This window comes from Halomonas sp. MS1, from assembly GCF_024182575.1.
In the GTDB taxonomy this organism is placed as follows: domain Bacteria; phylum Pseudomonadota; class Gammaproteobacteria; order Pseudomonadales; family Halomonadaceae; genus Vreelandella.
Map to the genome: position 1 here is coordinate 3,125,431 of NZ_CP098926.1, position 13,965 is coordinate 3,139,395.

Sequence of the window (13,965 nt, forward strand, 5' to 3'; positions counted from 1 at the left end):
CGACACGACTGGCCTATTACTGCTGGCGCAGCGCTGTGTGTGCCGCTAAATGATCACGTAATGCTTTCAGTTCCGCGTAACCCTCTTGGTTAAGTAACGGTTTGCTTCGAGCAATTTGCCAATGGCGCCCGTGGATGTCCATTAAATGTGATGCACGACGGCGGACATTATCCAGGTACTCATCGTGGCGAATGGGGTAGCCAATGATGGCATTCCACTCCGTTTCGCTGATGCTGCTTTCCAGCGCTTTGTCGAACAAATTGATCAGGTCGTTAGGCTCAGTGCGGTAGCGTGGCGTACCTACGGTCATTAATATTACCAGCACGCCACCTATTACCAGCAAACAGACGCCAAACACTAATAAGTACAGCGCCATACTACACTCCCTGCAAAATCAGTATCAGCATTCGTTTAACAATGCACGACAGTATACGCCTGCTGCTCGTTAAGACGAAAATTTTGCAGTTTTGCGAACTTTTCCCCTACAAGGTGTCAGAGTGTGTACAGGCAACATCGCGATAGCAGTCGTTAATAGTGTTGTTCTGGCTATTGTTTTCGATCCCTTGCTTCCGCTGCTTATCAAGCAGCGGTTTTTTTTGCTTATCAATCGGTCGTTTTCTGATGTAGTACGGCAATAGATAGTACGGCGATAGGTAGTATGGCGATAGTTAGTGTCGACGAATCGTTAGCAGCGCCATTAAGATGTCGCGGCGCGTGACAATCCCCACTAAACGTTGCTGCTCCACAACGGGATAAACCTTTGGTTTTGCTCCGAGCATTTCCTGTGCTAAGTCGGTGATACTTTTATTGGGCGTTGTGGTGAGCACGTCTTGGCGCATTAACTCACGTACCAGCGGCGCTTCATCATCGTGGTAGATGCTGTCCAATACGCGACCCATCACGTCCTGTTCGGATATAAAACCAATCAACCGATCAGACGCATCTACCACTGGAGCGCCTGGTAAGCGATGCAATGCCAAACCTTGAGCTAAGTTGGTGATAGAGGTTTGGCCAGTGACGCGGTAGCAGTCCCGTGACATGACATCGCGTACGGTATCGGGGGTTCTATTATTCATCTTGACACTCCTTGACGTAATACGCGCAGTTTCACTCTTAGAGAGAGTAGAGCAATAACCGCTTGCGGCATGAAAGCCATGAATCACAAGAACCATGAGTCACGAGAGCTATGAGTCACAAGACCTATGAGTCATAAGAGCCATGAGCCACGAGACTTATAATTCTATTAATGTAGAAGATTTAACTCACCCTGCGTTGTCCTTATTATTGATACATTCAACGCTTTGCTTCATTCCAGAAGCTGCAAGGAGTCAGTATGGACGCACGTGAATACCTCAATCGCAAAGGCGTTGGCATAGAAAGAGACCCTGAACGGCCCAACACATTAGAAGAAAAAGCGTGGGAGAGAGCTCGTGGGGCAGGTAGCCAGCGTCCAAAATCCGGTACACCACATGATTGGGAAGACTGGGAGCGCCATCACGATGATTTGGCAGACGGCGCGGAAACGTTAGAGCAGAAAATTGATAAAGAGGCTCACCAAAAAGCACTAGCTAAAGAGAAGCAGCAAGCTAAACAAGCGCAAGCGGCGGTAGAGCACTTTACGCCTACCGTGCAAACAAATGAGGCTGATAGTGCGCTTAAGCATCAAACCCAATCACCTATTGCTTCTGAAGCAGCGCCAGCATCGCCTCAACCGACATCGGTTCTGTTTGCCTACCGCGCGTTAGCCGTTTTGCTACCGCCTTTGGCCGTTGGGTTAACAGAGGGCGGGGCAAAACGTGTTGCTCTTAGTGTTGTATTGACGTTGTTGGGCTGGCTTCCTGGCGTAGTGCATGCGTTTATATGGTTAAAAAAGCACTAAGCTAGCGATTCTTCGTCTAGCCCATTGGCAGTTGTTGTGAAGCGCGTATAATCCCTGTCAACTTTTCTTTTTGGTGGGGTTTACTATGGGCTACCTTGTTGGCGTGACGGCGCTGTGGGCGTTCTCATTCTCGTTGATTGGTGTATATCTGGCAGGCCAAGTAGACAGCTACTTTGCGGTGCTTGTACGGGTAACGCTCGCCATGCTGGTGTTCCTGCCATTTTTACGGCCCAGCTTGCTGCGTGGAAAACAGCGTTTAGCGTTAATGGCGCTGGGTGCGGTGCAGCTAGGTGTCATGTACACCTTCTTCTATCACTCGTTTTTACTGCTATCGGTTCCTGAGGTTCTGTTATTCACGATTTTCACGCCGGTTTATATTGCACTTCTAGATGACCTAATGTTTAAGCGCTTCACGCCTATTTATCTAGTGACCGCACTATTGGCGGTGATCGGGGCAGGCGTCATTCGTTACGATGGTATTGATAGTGGGTTCTGGATGGGCTTTTTGGTAGTGCAGGGGGCTAATCTCTGTTTTGCGTTAGGTCAGGTTGGCTATCGTCGTCTCGCAGCCGATTTGCCGCCCACCTTGGCGTGGCATAACGTTTTTGGCTGGTTCTTTATCGGCGCAATGCTAGTGGCACTCCCGGCCTTTTTGCTGTTTGGTAATACCGCAGCGCTGCCCAGTACACCGGTGCAGTGGAGTGTGTTGGCATGGCTTGGGCTAGTCGCTTCTGGCGTGGGTTATTTCGCTTGGAACCAAGGAGCCACCAAGGTCGATGCAGGAACGCTGGCGATAATGAACAATGCGCTGGTGCCCGCTGGTTTGGTGGTTAATCTGGTGATTTGGAACCGGGATGCAGATATAGGCAAGCTACTATTGGGCGCCGCTATCATGGCCGCTTCGCTGTGGTTAAATCACTGGTGGCTGCAGCGTCGTCGCGCTATACCGGTCTAACTAATTCAAGCTATTGTTTTTGCCCAGAGTAACCAGCGGTTTCGCGTTACGCTGGGCAATTTGCTCGACACCCTCATACTCTCCATAATGTGGGCTGATGCCAGCGAGAGTTGTCCATGTCTAACACCCCATCGTCAGGTTTAGCACCCTTGAGCCAGGCCGAACGCACGCAGCCTTTAGCAGAAGCGCCCCTTAAAAAAGCGACGTCCTTTAAAGCGACCTCCTTTAAAACAATCGGCTTAATCGGTCGTTTAGGCAGTGACAAAGTGGTCGATTCGCTTAAGCGGTTGGTCAGCTATCTCGTTGCCCACGATTATAAAGTTCTGATTGAAGACCGGACCGCAACGGTGCTACCGAACCATGGACTGCCTGAAGCCAGCCGCCGCATGTTGGGGGAACTGTGCGATTTGGTCATCGTTGTGGGGGGAGATGGTAGCCTTCTCGGGGCTGCCCGCACGCTATGCCTTAGCGGTACGTTGATGTTAGGCGTGAACCGGGGGCGGTTAGGCTTTTTAACGGATATTTCCCCTGATGAGCTGGAAAGTCGGGTTGGCGAAGTGCTGGCGGGAGAGTATGAAGTTGAAGAGCGTTTCTTGCTAGATGCCGTGTTGTACCGAAACGGTAAAGCGGTGGGGAGCGGTGTTGCGCTCAATGAAGTGGTGGTTCATCCAGGTAAAGCGGTGCGCATGATTGAGTTCGAACTGTTTATTGACGGGCAGTTTGTGTATAGCCAACGTAGTGACGGCTTAATTATTGCCACGCCCACTGGTTCAACCGCCTATGCACTTTCTGGCGGCGGGCCAATCATGCACCCCAAGCTGGATGTGGTGACCTTGGTGCCTATGTTCCCCCATACGCTGTCGAGTCGTCCTATTGTGATTGACGCTGCCAGTGAAATCCGTGTTCACATTGGTGAAACCAATCAGACCTATCCCCATATCAGCTGCGACGGACAAACCCGTGCCGTGGCTAAACCTGACGATGTGCTCGTTATTCAACGAAAACCGCAACGAGTTCAGCTCGTGCATCCTATTGGGCATAACTTCTATGAAGTGTTGCGCAGTAAACTCGGCTGGAGCCATCGGCTAGGGGATTAATATGGAGGGCTACGATTTAATCGGGGATGTACATGGCTGTGGTGCAACATTGGCAGCGTTATTAGAACGGCTTGGCTATCATCAGCGGGGTGGGGTGTATCGTCACCCACGCCGAAAAGTGATCTTTTTAGGTGATTTAATTGATCGTGGTCCGCGTATTCGTCTAGCGGTTACTATCGCACGCAGGATGGTTGAAGAGGGCGAAGCGTATATTGTTATGGGTAACCATGAATACAATGCTCTGGCCTATACGCACCCTGCGCCCCCTGGTAGCAACAAGCGCTGGCTGCGCGAACATACGCCGCGCCATAACCGTATTATTGAAGACACGCTGGCTCAGTACCGCGATTATACAAACGAGTGGGAAGACACCTTGGCGTGGTTTAAGACGATTCCACTCTGCCTGGAGCTGGATGGGATTCGTGTGGTGCATGCCTGCTGGGATGACGAATTGATTCGACAGCTTAAACAGCGTGCGCCCAACGCCTGCATGGACAACCACTTTCTGGTTGAGTCCACTGACCCCTCAACACAAGCCTTTCGTATACTTGATCGCCTAACCCGTGGGCCTCATATACCGTTACCAAAAGGCATTGCGATACACTCAGGCGATGGCTTTACTAGGCAGAGTTTTCGTGCGCACTTTTGGTCAGCGAACCCGCAGCAGTGGGGGGACGTGGTATTTCAGCCAGATAACCTTCCTGGTGACCTAGAGACCAGAACGCTGACCGATACTGAACGTCAGCGCCTTAGTTATTACGGCCCTGAACAGCCCCCTTTATTTATCGGCCATTACTGGTGCGAGGGTATTCCCGCCTTACCAGCACACAACATTGCCTGCTTGGATTATAGTGCGGTGAAATTTGGCCGTTTAGTGGCTTATCGCTGGAGCGGAGAAGCGCGGCTCAATGCTGATCATTTTGTGTGGATACAGGTGCCAAAAGAGGAGCGTGCACTGCCTAAACCGTGGGAAATAGATTTTGATTAATAGCGATATTGTTAATCTTTACACTCGGTTACATATTTTTTTCAAAATAGCTGAACTAACGGTGTTGTCGGTTATCAGAGTAAGTGTTCCCTTGAATGATCCCTTGCTTTTTGATCCGGCGGCCCCCTCCGCCGGATTTTTTTCGTCTATCCGTTGGTGACGCGGCGTGACGTTACGCCGATTCTTATTGGTTGAAAGGAACCTGCCATGCATCCAGTAATGCTTTTACCCACGGGCGCGGACACCAAAGAGCTGCGTAAAGCGCTATGGCACTACCGCATTGGTCACCGCATTACCGATGAAGCAGATGGCCAGCTGCTATGGGTTGCCGACCCGCGCCAGCATGATGAAATGAGATCGTTGGTGAGCCGCTGGGAGCGAGGTGAGCCTCTGATTACGACGACTGTTCGACCCCGTCACCGAAGCGGGATGAATCGCTTGGTGCCGATGCTGCGCCAAGTGCCGGTTACAGCGCTGATGATTGGTATTAGCCTATTTATTTTTGCCTTAACAGGGGTATTTGGCGACTTACTAATTGTAGGGCTCACCATCGTGCCGGTGGGCGTTTCAGGTGGGCAGCTCGTATATGGCAACCTTAGTGACACAATAATGTCTGGCCAAGTATGGCGCTTACTGTCGCCTGCGTTTTTACACTTTGGCTGGATGCATTTGATCTTCAACCTGATGTGGGTATGGTACTTCGGGCGTCAAATCGAGCAGCTTCAGGGTAGTCGTACCATGCTGTTACTGCTTCTGATTGCCGGTATTGGCGCTAACATTGCGCAATATGTCACTGGCACCGTGCTGTTTGGCGGTATGTCTGGTGTTGTTTACGCCTTGCTGGCTCATGTGTGGCTGATGTCCTATCGTGCCCCGCAAAGCGGATTTTTCGTCCCCCAGATGCTAGTCGTCTTCATGCTGGGCTGGTTGGTGTTCACCATGACCGATATTGCCGGTAGCGTGGGCTTTGGCAACGTCGCGAATGAAGCGCACTTGGGCGGGCTGCTCGTGGGGCTGGTCACAGGCTGGTATTATTCATCCAAACGAAGCAAACATTAAAGGTGCCTACGATGAGTGACATGACCTTCGATAAAATGATTAACCAAATGACGCCCGCTATTTATGAAAGCCTTAAGCAGGCAGTGGCGTTGCGCAAATGGCCCGATGGCCGGTATTTGACGCCAGAACAGACCGAGTTGTGCCTGGAAGCGGTAATGCGTTTTGAGGTGGAGAATAACGTTCCTGAAGAGAGCCGTGTCGGCTATCTGGAGCAGCGTACCTGTGGTGCTAGCGCGACCGGTGCCGGTGTTTCCCCTGAAATGGCAGGCCTTGCCCGGGATGCCACGCGTGACTGATGATCTGTTTGCCTCGGTAGCATCCCCGGTGCAAGGATGTTTGCAAAAAATGGCGGCTGACTTACCCAGCCGCCAAGGTGATCGGGTGGTGTATCACCTTCGTGCGGGCGACCATCGAATACCACTCAATGAGCGTATCGGCTCACCGATGCGACTTGCCTGGAGTGGCGCGATTGCTTGCACCCACTGTGGACGTGCAACCAAAAAAAGTTTTGCTCAAGGCTACTGTTACCCCTGCTTTAAGCGTTTAGCCCAGTGTGATACATGCATCATGAAACCCGAGACTTGCCACTATCATCAGGGCACCTGCCGGGACCCCGAGTGGGGCGAAAAACATTGCTTCCAGCCACACATTGTCTACTTAGCGAACTCATCCGGTTTGAAGGTAGGTATCACTCGCAAAACGCAAATGCCAACTCGCTGGTTGGACCAAGGGGCCATACAGGCGCTGCCCATTCTTGAGGTAAATACCCGGCAACAGTCTGGTTTTGTCGAAATGCTCTTTAAAGAGCAGGTGGCCGACCGAACTAACTGGCGTGCCATGCTTAAAGGCGAGGTGAAGCCATTGGATTTGTGCGCAGAGCGTGACCGTCTTTTTAACCTGTTAGCCGATGGGTTAGGGCAGTTACGTGACGTGCACGGTGCGGATGCCATTCGTACGCTGGATGAAACGCCACTGGACTTTCATTATCCCGTAGCGACTTTCCCAAGTAAGGTGACGTCCCATAATTTTGATAAGCAACCGCTGATTGAAGGTACTCTTCAAGGTGTAAAAGGGCAGTACCTGATTTTTGATACCGGGGTTATTAACCTGCGTAAATTCACCGGTTACGAAATCGCCGTCTCGTCGTCACCGCTTAACTAGCCATCCTTAATGCTAGTACTCGCCATGGCAATAAGCTCGCTCAGCGTGACGCTTAACGCCGCACGATTAGCATGGTCAGAGCCGGATAGTTAAACGGAAGGTAGTTCTCGTTCAATGCTTAGGGAAGCCGTAAATGAGTAAACAGGCTTTGCATAGCCGGTGACAGTGATGCTTCATCGCGGTAGCACAAGCACAGTTGCCGTTTGGCCCACGGGTCGTTTAGATTCACAACGCTAAGGTCGTAACGCTGTAGCCATTGTTGCGCAATGCCTTTAGGAATAATGGCGATGCCTACTTGGTGGGCTACCAAATTGCACAGCTCACCAAATCCTTTCATGCGTATCCGTAGTGTTAATGAAGCCCCAAGCTGGCGAGCCTGCTCTTCGATTTGAGCTTGCAGCGCACTTTCCTCGCTCAATCCAACCATTGGCAGTCCGACAACTTCGTGAAAGCTAATCCATGATTGGTTAGATAGTGGATGCCCCTTGGCCACTACAACGACTAAATGGTCAGGCACCAGAACGTCGCGTTTTAAGTCCTCTGCGTTAACCACATCGGTGATGATCCCCCCCTCAATAATGCCGGCCTGGATTGATTGAATGATCGCTAGGCTGGTTCGCTCCTTAACGTCCATATGCAGCGAAGGGTGGGCTTGTAACCAGGGCGCGAGCTTGCCAGGTAAAAACGAGGCAAGTGCAGCAGTATTGGCATGCAGTCTAAGCGTTCCTGACAGCCCCTTAGCAAACGCCTTAAGTTCACCGCGCATTTTTTTATGCTGCAGCAACATTTGCCGAGCGTGGTGAGCTAGGGCTTCTCCGGCTTCTGTTGGCATAACACCGCGGGGGTGGCGTTCAAGCAGTTTGACTTCAACATCGGTCTCAATACGGCGCAGGCGTTCACTGGCAGAACCCAAGGCTAGGTGAGCATTCATGGCCCCTTGAGTGATGCTACCTGCTTCAACAATGCACAGAAAAAGATGAAGGTCTGATAAATCCAAGCGCATAAAAGCTCCTATTTCACCCTAAGGCTGAGCCGAAGCCTGAGAGGAAAATACCTGATTGTGGCGGGGTTCCAGCCGCGCTTCAATGTCGCCATGACAAACGATATTGCTACGCTAATTTGGTTGTTGGGCGCATTCCTGCTGGCAGGCTTGGTCAAAGGGGTAACCGGAATGGGGTTGCCTACCGTTGCGATGGCTCTGCTGGGGGCGCTTTACTCTCCCGTTGTTGCCGCTGCATTATTGATAGTGCCCTCGTTAATTACCAACATTTGGCAGTTTTTGAAGGGCGGTTATCACTGGCACGTTCTAAGCCGCTTTTTTAGCATGATGCTTGGTATTCCCGTTGGTGCCTTTTTGGGTGCGCCGCTATTGAGCCAGCTTGACGCAGATTGGGCAGCGTTTAGTCTGGGAAGCGCCTTAATGCTCTATTCCATATACTCTTTTTGGGCGCCTGTGATTAATATTCTGCCCAAGTATGAGTCCTGGTTGTCACCCATTATCGGCCTTTTGACTGGATGGATTACAGGGGCAACAGGTGTGTTTGTACTTCCAGCTGTGCCTTATTTGCAGGCACTTGGGATAGAAAGGAATGAACTGATCCAAGCATTGGGACTCTCGTTTACGGTTTCTACCCTGGCGCTACTCAGCAGCCTAGCGGTGCAACACTCTTTGGAAACCGTGCACCTGACGCTTTCGCTGTACGCGGTACTCCCTGCATTAGCCGGTATGTGGTTGGGGAGCTTGATTAGAAGCCGTATATCGACAGTGCAGTTTCGTTGCTGGTTTTTGCTAACGTTGTCGCTGTTGGCCGTAGACCTGATGTCACGACCCTTTCGCTAAGTACTTGTGCGTCAGCAATAGCCAAGTGCCACCTTTAGCCGTTCCGCATGAGCAGCAACCCAGCGGGGATCTATCGCCCCCCAGTCACGTATCTGGTAGTGGCCAATATTATGGCGCTCACCTTCGCCTTTCTCGAATACGCACTCGATATCTAGCTCCGCAAGTGAGGCGATAGTGTCTTGCGCGGTTCGACGAGGCATACCGGTGGCCTCGATTAACGCTGGTACGCTTGCGACGCCTTGCTCAATTAAATGCGCGACATACAAGCGGCGGTAAAAACTTGATTTGGTCTTGCTAAGCGATGTCATTGGGTTTCCTTTTGCGGGAAGCTACTACATCAAAAGGCTTAGCTTAAATGAATAAATCGCCTTGCGCCCGTGGTGGTCGAAAGTCGTGGGTGTTCAGGCCCTGTTCGGTGCGTGGCTGCATGTTCCACTGGCGGCTGGCGCGATTAAAGCGCTGGGCGATCAAGTCGGCAAAGACACCTTCACCACGGAAGCGTTTACCAAATTGTGCATCGTAGTTTTTGCCGCTTCGGCATTGGCGAATCAGGCTCATTACCTTAGCGGCTCGCTCGGGGTAGTGGGCTTGTAACCAGGCTTCAAACATTGGTGCGACTTCATAGGGCAGGCGCAGCAGCATCCACGTTGCTGTGCGCGCGCCAGCCCGGCTGGCCGCTTCTAGAATGCGTTCAATTTCGTGGTCAGTAAGGCCAGGAATAATCGGTGAGACCAGCGTACCGACTGGAATGCCTACGGTGTTGAGCTCGCGGATCACTTTTAAGCGTGCCTGAGGCGAGGCCGCCCGGGGTTCCAAGGTACGCTTTAGGTTGGCATCCAGGCTTGTCAGGCTAACAAACACCCGCACTAACCGATGCTCGGCCATTTCTGCTAGCAGGTCTAAATCCCGCAGTATTAGCGTGCTTTTAGTCACCAGGGTGACCGGATGCCTGCATGCCAGTAGCAGCTCTAATAAACGACGTGTTGTTTGGTATTTCGCTTCCAGTGGCTGATAACAGTCGGTGTTGCCGGAAAGGTTGATAGGACGACAGACATAATGGGGGTGGCTAAGCTCGTCTGCTAAGTGCTCAACTAAGCCTGTGCGGGCGATTAATTTAGTTTCAAAATCGAGCCCCGGTGATAAATCCCAGTAGGCGTGGGAAGGGCGAGCGTAGCAGTAAATACAGCCATGCTCGCAGCCGCGAAAAGGGTTGAGTGAGCGGTCAAAAGGCAAGTCCGGCGATTGGTTCCAGGAAAGCGCGCTCTTGCTGGGTTCCTCGCGTATCTCCGTTGCAAGCGAAGTAGTGGCCTCTTCATGCCACCAGCCATCATCCTCTACCACGCTGCAAGTTGGCGAAAAGCGGTTATGCGGGTCGTAGGTCGCACCACGCCCTTTATACACGGTAGCGCTGGAAGGGGAAGAAGCCATTAGTTGCCACCTCTGCACGGACTAGAGTTGCCATATATGTTTATATATACAGTATATGGCGTTTGGCTCTATGTGCAAGGTACGGCTTGATGAGGTAGCGAAGTCAGCTGAGCATGTGATTGAGTGTTTTCACTGCTGGCGTTGAGTTTAAACCTAAGCACAACCTCGGTTAACCGTTCAGCCTCATGCTCTAACTGAGTGGCGGAGGTGCTGGCTTGCTCCACCATGGCGGCATTCTGCTGAGTCGTCTGCTCCATTTCGCCAACAGCACTATTGACTTCGTTGATGCCAACACGTTGCTCCTCGCTAGCGACTGCGATCTCATCCATTAAAGTGGTAACACGCTTAACGGATTCCATAATGGCGGCCATTGACTCACTGGCTAAATCCGCTTGTTGAGTGCCTGCTTCTACCTGGCTTACTGACGTTGCAATCAATTGGCGGATATCCGCTGCGGCATCCGCACTGCGTGTTGCCAGCAGGCGAACTTCACTGGCTACCACGGCAAATCCTCGACCATGTTCACCTGCTCGGGCTGCTTCAACTGATGCATTGAGCGCTAAAATATTGGTCTGAAAAGCGATTGAGTCAATTAAGCCAATAATGTCGGTAATCTGTTGCGAGCTATGACGTATCTCATGCATTGTACTAACCACATGAGTCACGACATCACCACCTTGCTGTGCATTATGCGCAGCTTCTTGAGCAACGCGGCTAGCTTGCGCTGCGTTGTCACTGTTGCGTTCCATGGTGGCCGTCATCTCTTCAATACTGGAGGCAGTTTGTGTTAATGACGCGGACTGACGCTCGGTTCGCGAGGCGAGATCTTGGTTGCCTAACGCAATTCCCCGTGCGCCTGCAAAAACCTCTTCACTGCTATGACGCACGGTTGCCACCGTTTCCAACAAATCTTTTTGCATGTTGCGTAGTGAGTTGAAGAGAATGCCGATTTCATTTCGGCCATGCACTTCAATTTCTCTAGAAAGGTCACCTTTAGCAATATATTGAAAGTGCTCGTTGATGCGTTGCATTGGGCTAATTAAGTTGACGCTTACGCCCCAGTAGACAATGGCAGTGATGATTAACGCGATGATGAATACACTGACAATAGTTGAATTAGCTAAGTTGACCACTGAAGAGAAGTTATCCAAACGCTTATTACCTTCGTCTTCTACCGTATGAAAAAAATTAACGGCATCTTGATAAAAAGTGTCATAGGCATCATGGGTACCATTGCGCAGGCGTTGGTAACCAGCAGTTTCCCCTTGATAAAGTGAGTCAAGTTGAGGAAGTAGCTGGTGACTCATCATGCTATTGAAGCTACTCTCTATTTCACGAATGAAGTGCTCATGAGACGGGTTGAATGATAAAGAAAGAAATTCAGCGAACACGTTGTCTGCGCTTTCAAGCAGATTACGCATTTCATCAGCTCGTTGGCGTCTTTCAACGGCAGTAAGAGAAGGGGGCGCCTCTAGCAGCTCTTCGTACAGGCGGCCCATTTGTAAACGTACATTTTGTATCGATGAATTGGTTCTGTTCAGTGTCGATTGTTGATTGACGTTGACGTTGGTAAATTGCTCGATGCTTTCCTGACTATGATTGACCGCGTAGAGGCCGGTGCCACTCAGCAGTAGCAGTAATGTCAGAAAAGAGAATAAAACGAGTGACCAGCTCATTCTCATTGTTAGATTGTTTAAGCGGTGCATGTGTCACTCCATTAGTCTCATTATTATGTTCTGCATAGAGAAATAGAACTGCCGGCTAGCGGCAGTTCTAAAGCGTCGTACATGTTTTAAATGATGGTCTTGTTGCTAATTAACACATCATTATTCGGCATGAACGCTACGTTGACTAAGGTTATCACCTTGGTTATTGGCTTCGTCCTTCGTGTCTTTATCTTCGTTAGCAATTTTTTCTCTCTCCTTAGCCTCATCTGAAAGAGATTTTTTGGGTAGGACAATATTCAGCGTGAAAGCCGTAATAGCGGCCACAACGATGGGGGCACCACCAATCAAGTCTCTTAATACCGCAGGAAACTGCTCAATAGCGGATGGCTCTGCAGCGATACCTAAGCTTAGTGCTAAGGAAAGGCCGACGATGGTCATATTGCGTGCAGACATCTCATCTTTAACCAACAACTGAATGCCAGTCATGGTAATCATGCCAAACACGGTAATTGTTGCACCACCTAAAACGGGGTAAGGAATCGTCGTGATCATTGCGCCGAATTTCGGACTGAGACCCGCCAGAATCATAAAAATACCTGCCAGCGCCAGTACGTATCGGCTAATTACCTTGGTCATAGCTACGATGCCAACATTCTGGCTGAACGTGGACGTGGGCAGGGCACCGAAGAAAGAGCTGATGGTAGTGGTTAAACCATTGCCAAGCAGGCCGCCGGTAAGCTCTTTTGTTTTTAGCTCACGGTTCATACCGCCAACGGTTGTGGCAGATAAATCCCCAATAGTTTGTACGGAGTTGATAACACAAATGACGACCATCGAAGCAATGGCCGCGGTGTGAAACTCCATCTCAAACGGCATTAGTTTAGGAACGGCTACCCAGGATGCATTGGCTACGTTGTCGAAACTAACCAGGCCCAGCGATAGGGAGAGTAAATAGCCCACCACAATGCCCACAATAATGGCAGAGAGCTTAATCACCCCTTTACCAAATTGGGCAGCAATTAAAACAGTGAGCAACGTAACGACAGCGACTATCCAATTAATTGGATCACCAAAATTGGCAGCATTAACGTTTCCACTGCCCGCCATATAGCGGATAGCGATGTCATATAGCGACAGACCGATCACCAATACCACTGTTCCTGCCACGACAGGGGGGAACAAATGGCGAATATATTGGATGAAGTAGCCCACCACGACCATGGTCATACCGCCAATCAACTGGGCGCCGAGTATGCCCTCAATCCCATACTGAGCGCCAACTGCAACAAGCGTGGGCACGTAGGCAAAGCCAACACCAAAAATGGCAGGTAAGCGCGCACCGAATTTCCACACACCGTATAGATGGAACACGGTGCAGACACCTGATGCCAGCACAGCAATCTGAATAAGTAGAAGCTTTTCTTCAACGCTCGCGCCGACAACCCCTGCAACGATAATAGGCGGTGTTATCACCCCAGCAATCATGGCGAGTAGGTGCTGCAGAGAAAGTGGCAGTACCTTTAGAAATTTAGGTTTTCCATAAAAATCAAAGAGGGAGGTGCTCTTTCCATCTATTCGCGCTCGCTCTTCCGACGAGGATGTGGCGTCACTCATGAGGGACTCTCCTTTGTTGTTGTATTCAATGATTTGAAATTATTGTTCATTTTTAAAGTTAATACTGTACACAAAAAATCTGCTGAAAATAAATAATTTCGCCCTGTTTATGCTCATCTATTTGGCTAATAGCGCTTCTTGATACGAAAAATAGCGTGCTGGTTTCTCAGCTACGTCTATCATGTTTTTTGTTCAAGTTTTTGATTTTTAATTTATTTTTAAATATCTCTGCCAGGGAGAGGCTTATGTTTAGATGCCTAGTTGTCGTCTAGGAAAG

At 50.4% G+C, this 13,965-nt stretch carries 15 protein-coding genes; 8 read left to right on the plus strand and 7 right to left on the minus strand.

All coding sequences use genetic code 11. The annotated features are described in order from the left end of the window. Window positions 1-16: 16 nt before the first annotated feature. Both NF683_RS14245 and NF683_RS14250 read right to left on the minus strand, forming a co-directional pair. Window positions 17-376, minus strand: a complete 360-nt coding sequence (locus NF683_RS14245) for a hypothetical protein (RefSeq protein ID WP_089037671.1) — start codon at window positions 374-376, stop codon at window positions 17-19. A gap of 292 nt (window positions 377-668) precedes the next feature. Continuing rightward, window positions 669-1,076, minus strand: a complete 408-nt coding sequence (locus NF683_RS14250) for a CBS domain-containing protein (protein WP_038483124.1) — start codon at window positions 1,074-1,076, stop codon at window positions 669-671. Window positions 1,077-1,333: 257 nt separating this feature from the next. Between NF683_RS14250 and NF683_RS14255 the strand changes: the two genes are divergently transcribed. The 7 genes from NF683_RS14255 to NF683_RS14285 all read left to right on the plus strand — a co-directional run bounded on the left by NF683_RS14255 (window position 1,334) and on the right by NF683_RS14285 (window position 7,139). Further along, the gene (locus NF683_RS14255) at window positions 1,334-1,879 is read left to right on the plus strand and encodes a YqaE/Pmp3 family membrane protein (protein WP_089037672.1); all 546 of its coding nucleotides are present in this window, start codon (window positions 1,334-1,336) and stop codon (window positions 1,877-1,879) included. An 85-nt stretch (window positions 1,880-1,964) separates the two neighbouring features. Further along, entirely contained in the window at window positions 1,965-2,834 is an 870-nt protein-coding gene (locus NF683_RS14260; protein WP_089037673.1) for a carboxylate/amino acid/amine transporter, read from the plus strand. Between the two features lie 116 nt (window positions 2,835-2,950). Next, window positions 2,951-3,931: an NAD(+) kinase gene (locus NF683_RS14265; protein WP_089037674.1), complete on the plus strand. Its 981-nt coding sequence runs from the start codon at window positions 2,951-2,953 to the stop codon at window positions 3,929-3,931. Between the two features lies 1 nt (window position 3,932). Then, window positions 3,933-4,919, plus strand: a complete 987-nt coding sequence (locus NF683_RS14270) for a metallophosphoesterase (protein ID WP_089037675.1) — start codon at window positions 3,933-3,935, stop codon at window positions 4,917-4,919. A gap of 207 nt (window positions 4,920-5,126) precedes the next feature. After that, entirely contained in the window at window positions 5,127-5,978 is an 852-nt protein-coding gene (locus NF683_RS14275; protein WP_089037676.1) for a rhomboid family intramembrane serine protease, read from the plus strand. A gap of 11 nt (window positions 5,979-5,989) precedes the next feature. Beyond that, window positions 5,990-6,274 carry a YeaC family protein gene (locus NF683_RS14280; protein WP_089037677.1) on the plus strand — a complete coding sequence of 95 codons (285 nt, stop codon included), beginning with the start codon at window positions 5,990-5,992 and terminating at the stop codon, window positions 6,272-6,274. After that, on the plus strand, window positions 6,258-7,139 hold the full coding sequence (locus NF683_RS14285; protein WP_089037678.1) for a DUF2797 domain-containing protein: 882 nt from the start codon (window positions 6,258-6,260) through the stop codon (window positions 7,137-7,139). The genes NF683_RS14280 and NF683_RS14285 overlap by 17 nt, the downstream gene beginning before the upstream one ends. A 118-nt stretch (window positions 7,140-7,257) precedes the next feature. On the opposite strand, the gene NF683_RS14290 is transcribed toward NF683_RS14285, so the two are convergent. Then, entirely contained in the window at window positions 7,258-8,142 is an 885-nt protein-coding gene (locus tag NF683_RS14290) for a LysR family transcriptional regulator (RefSeq protein WP_089037679.1), read from the minus strand. Window positions 8,143-8,199: 57 nt separating this feature from the next. Between NF683_RS14290 and NF683_RS14295 the strand changes: the two genes are divergently transcribed. Then, entirely contained in the window at window positions 8,200-8,979 is a 780-nt protein-coding gene (locus NF683_RS14295; protein ID WP_198361447.1) for a sulfite exporter TauE/SafE family protein, read from the plus strand. Between the two features lie 11 nt (window positions 8,980-8,990). Here the strand turns inward: NF683_RS14295 and NF683_RS14300 are convergent, their stop codons facing one another. From NF683_RS14300 to NF683_RS14315, 4 genes are all read right to left on the minus strand, one after another. Next, on the minus strand, window positions 8,991-9,287 hold the full coding sequence (locus tag NF683_RS14300) for a winged helix-turn-helix domain-containing protein (protein ID WP_089037680.1): 297 nt from the start codon (window positions 9,285-9,287) through the stop codon (window positions 8,991-8,993). Between the two features lie 43 nt (window positions 9,288-9,330). Beyond that, window positions 9,331-10,407, minus strand: a complete 1,077-nt coding sequence (locus tag NF683_RS14305; RefSeq protein ID WP_089037681.1) for a PA0069 family radical SAM protein — start codon at window positions 10,405-10,407, stop codon at window positions 9,331-9,333. A gap of 68 nt (window positions 10,408-10,475) precedes the next feature. Next, the gene (locus tag NF683_RS14310) at window positions 10,476-12,113 is read right to left on the minus strand and encodes a methyl-accepting chemotaxis protein (protein ID WP_253920271.1); all 1,638 of its coding nucleotides are present in this window, start codon (window positions 12,111-12,113) and stop codon (window positions 10,476-10,478) included. Window positions 12,114-12,233: 120 nt separating this feature from the next. Beyond that, window positions 12,234-13,688 carry a uracil-xanthine permease family protein gene (locus tag NF683_RS14315; protein ID WP_253920272.1) on the minus strand — a complete coding sequence of 485 codons (1,455 nt, stop codon included), beginning with the start codon at window positions 13,686-13,688 and terminating at the stop codon, window positions 12,234-12,236. Window positions 13,689-13,965 lie beyond the last annotated feature (277 nt).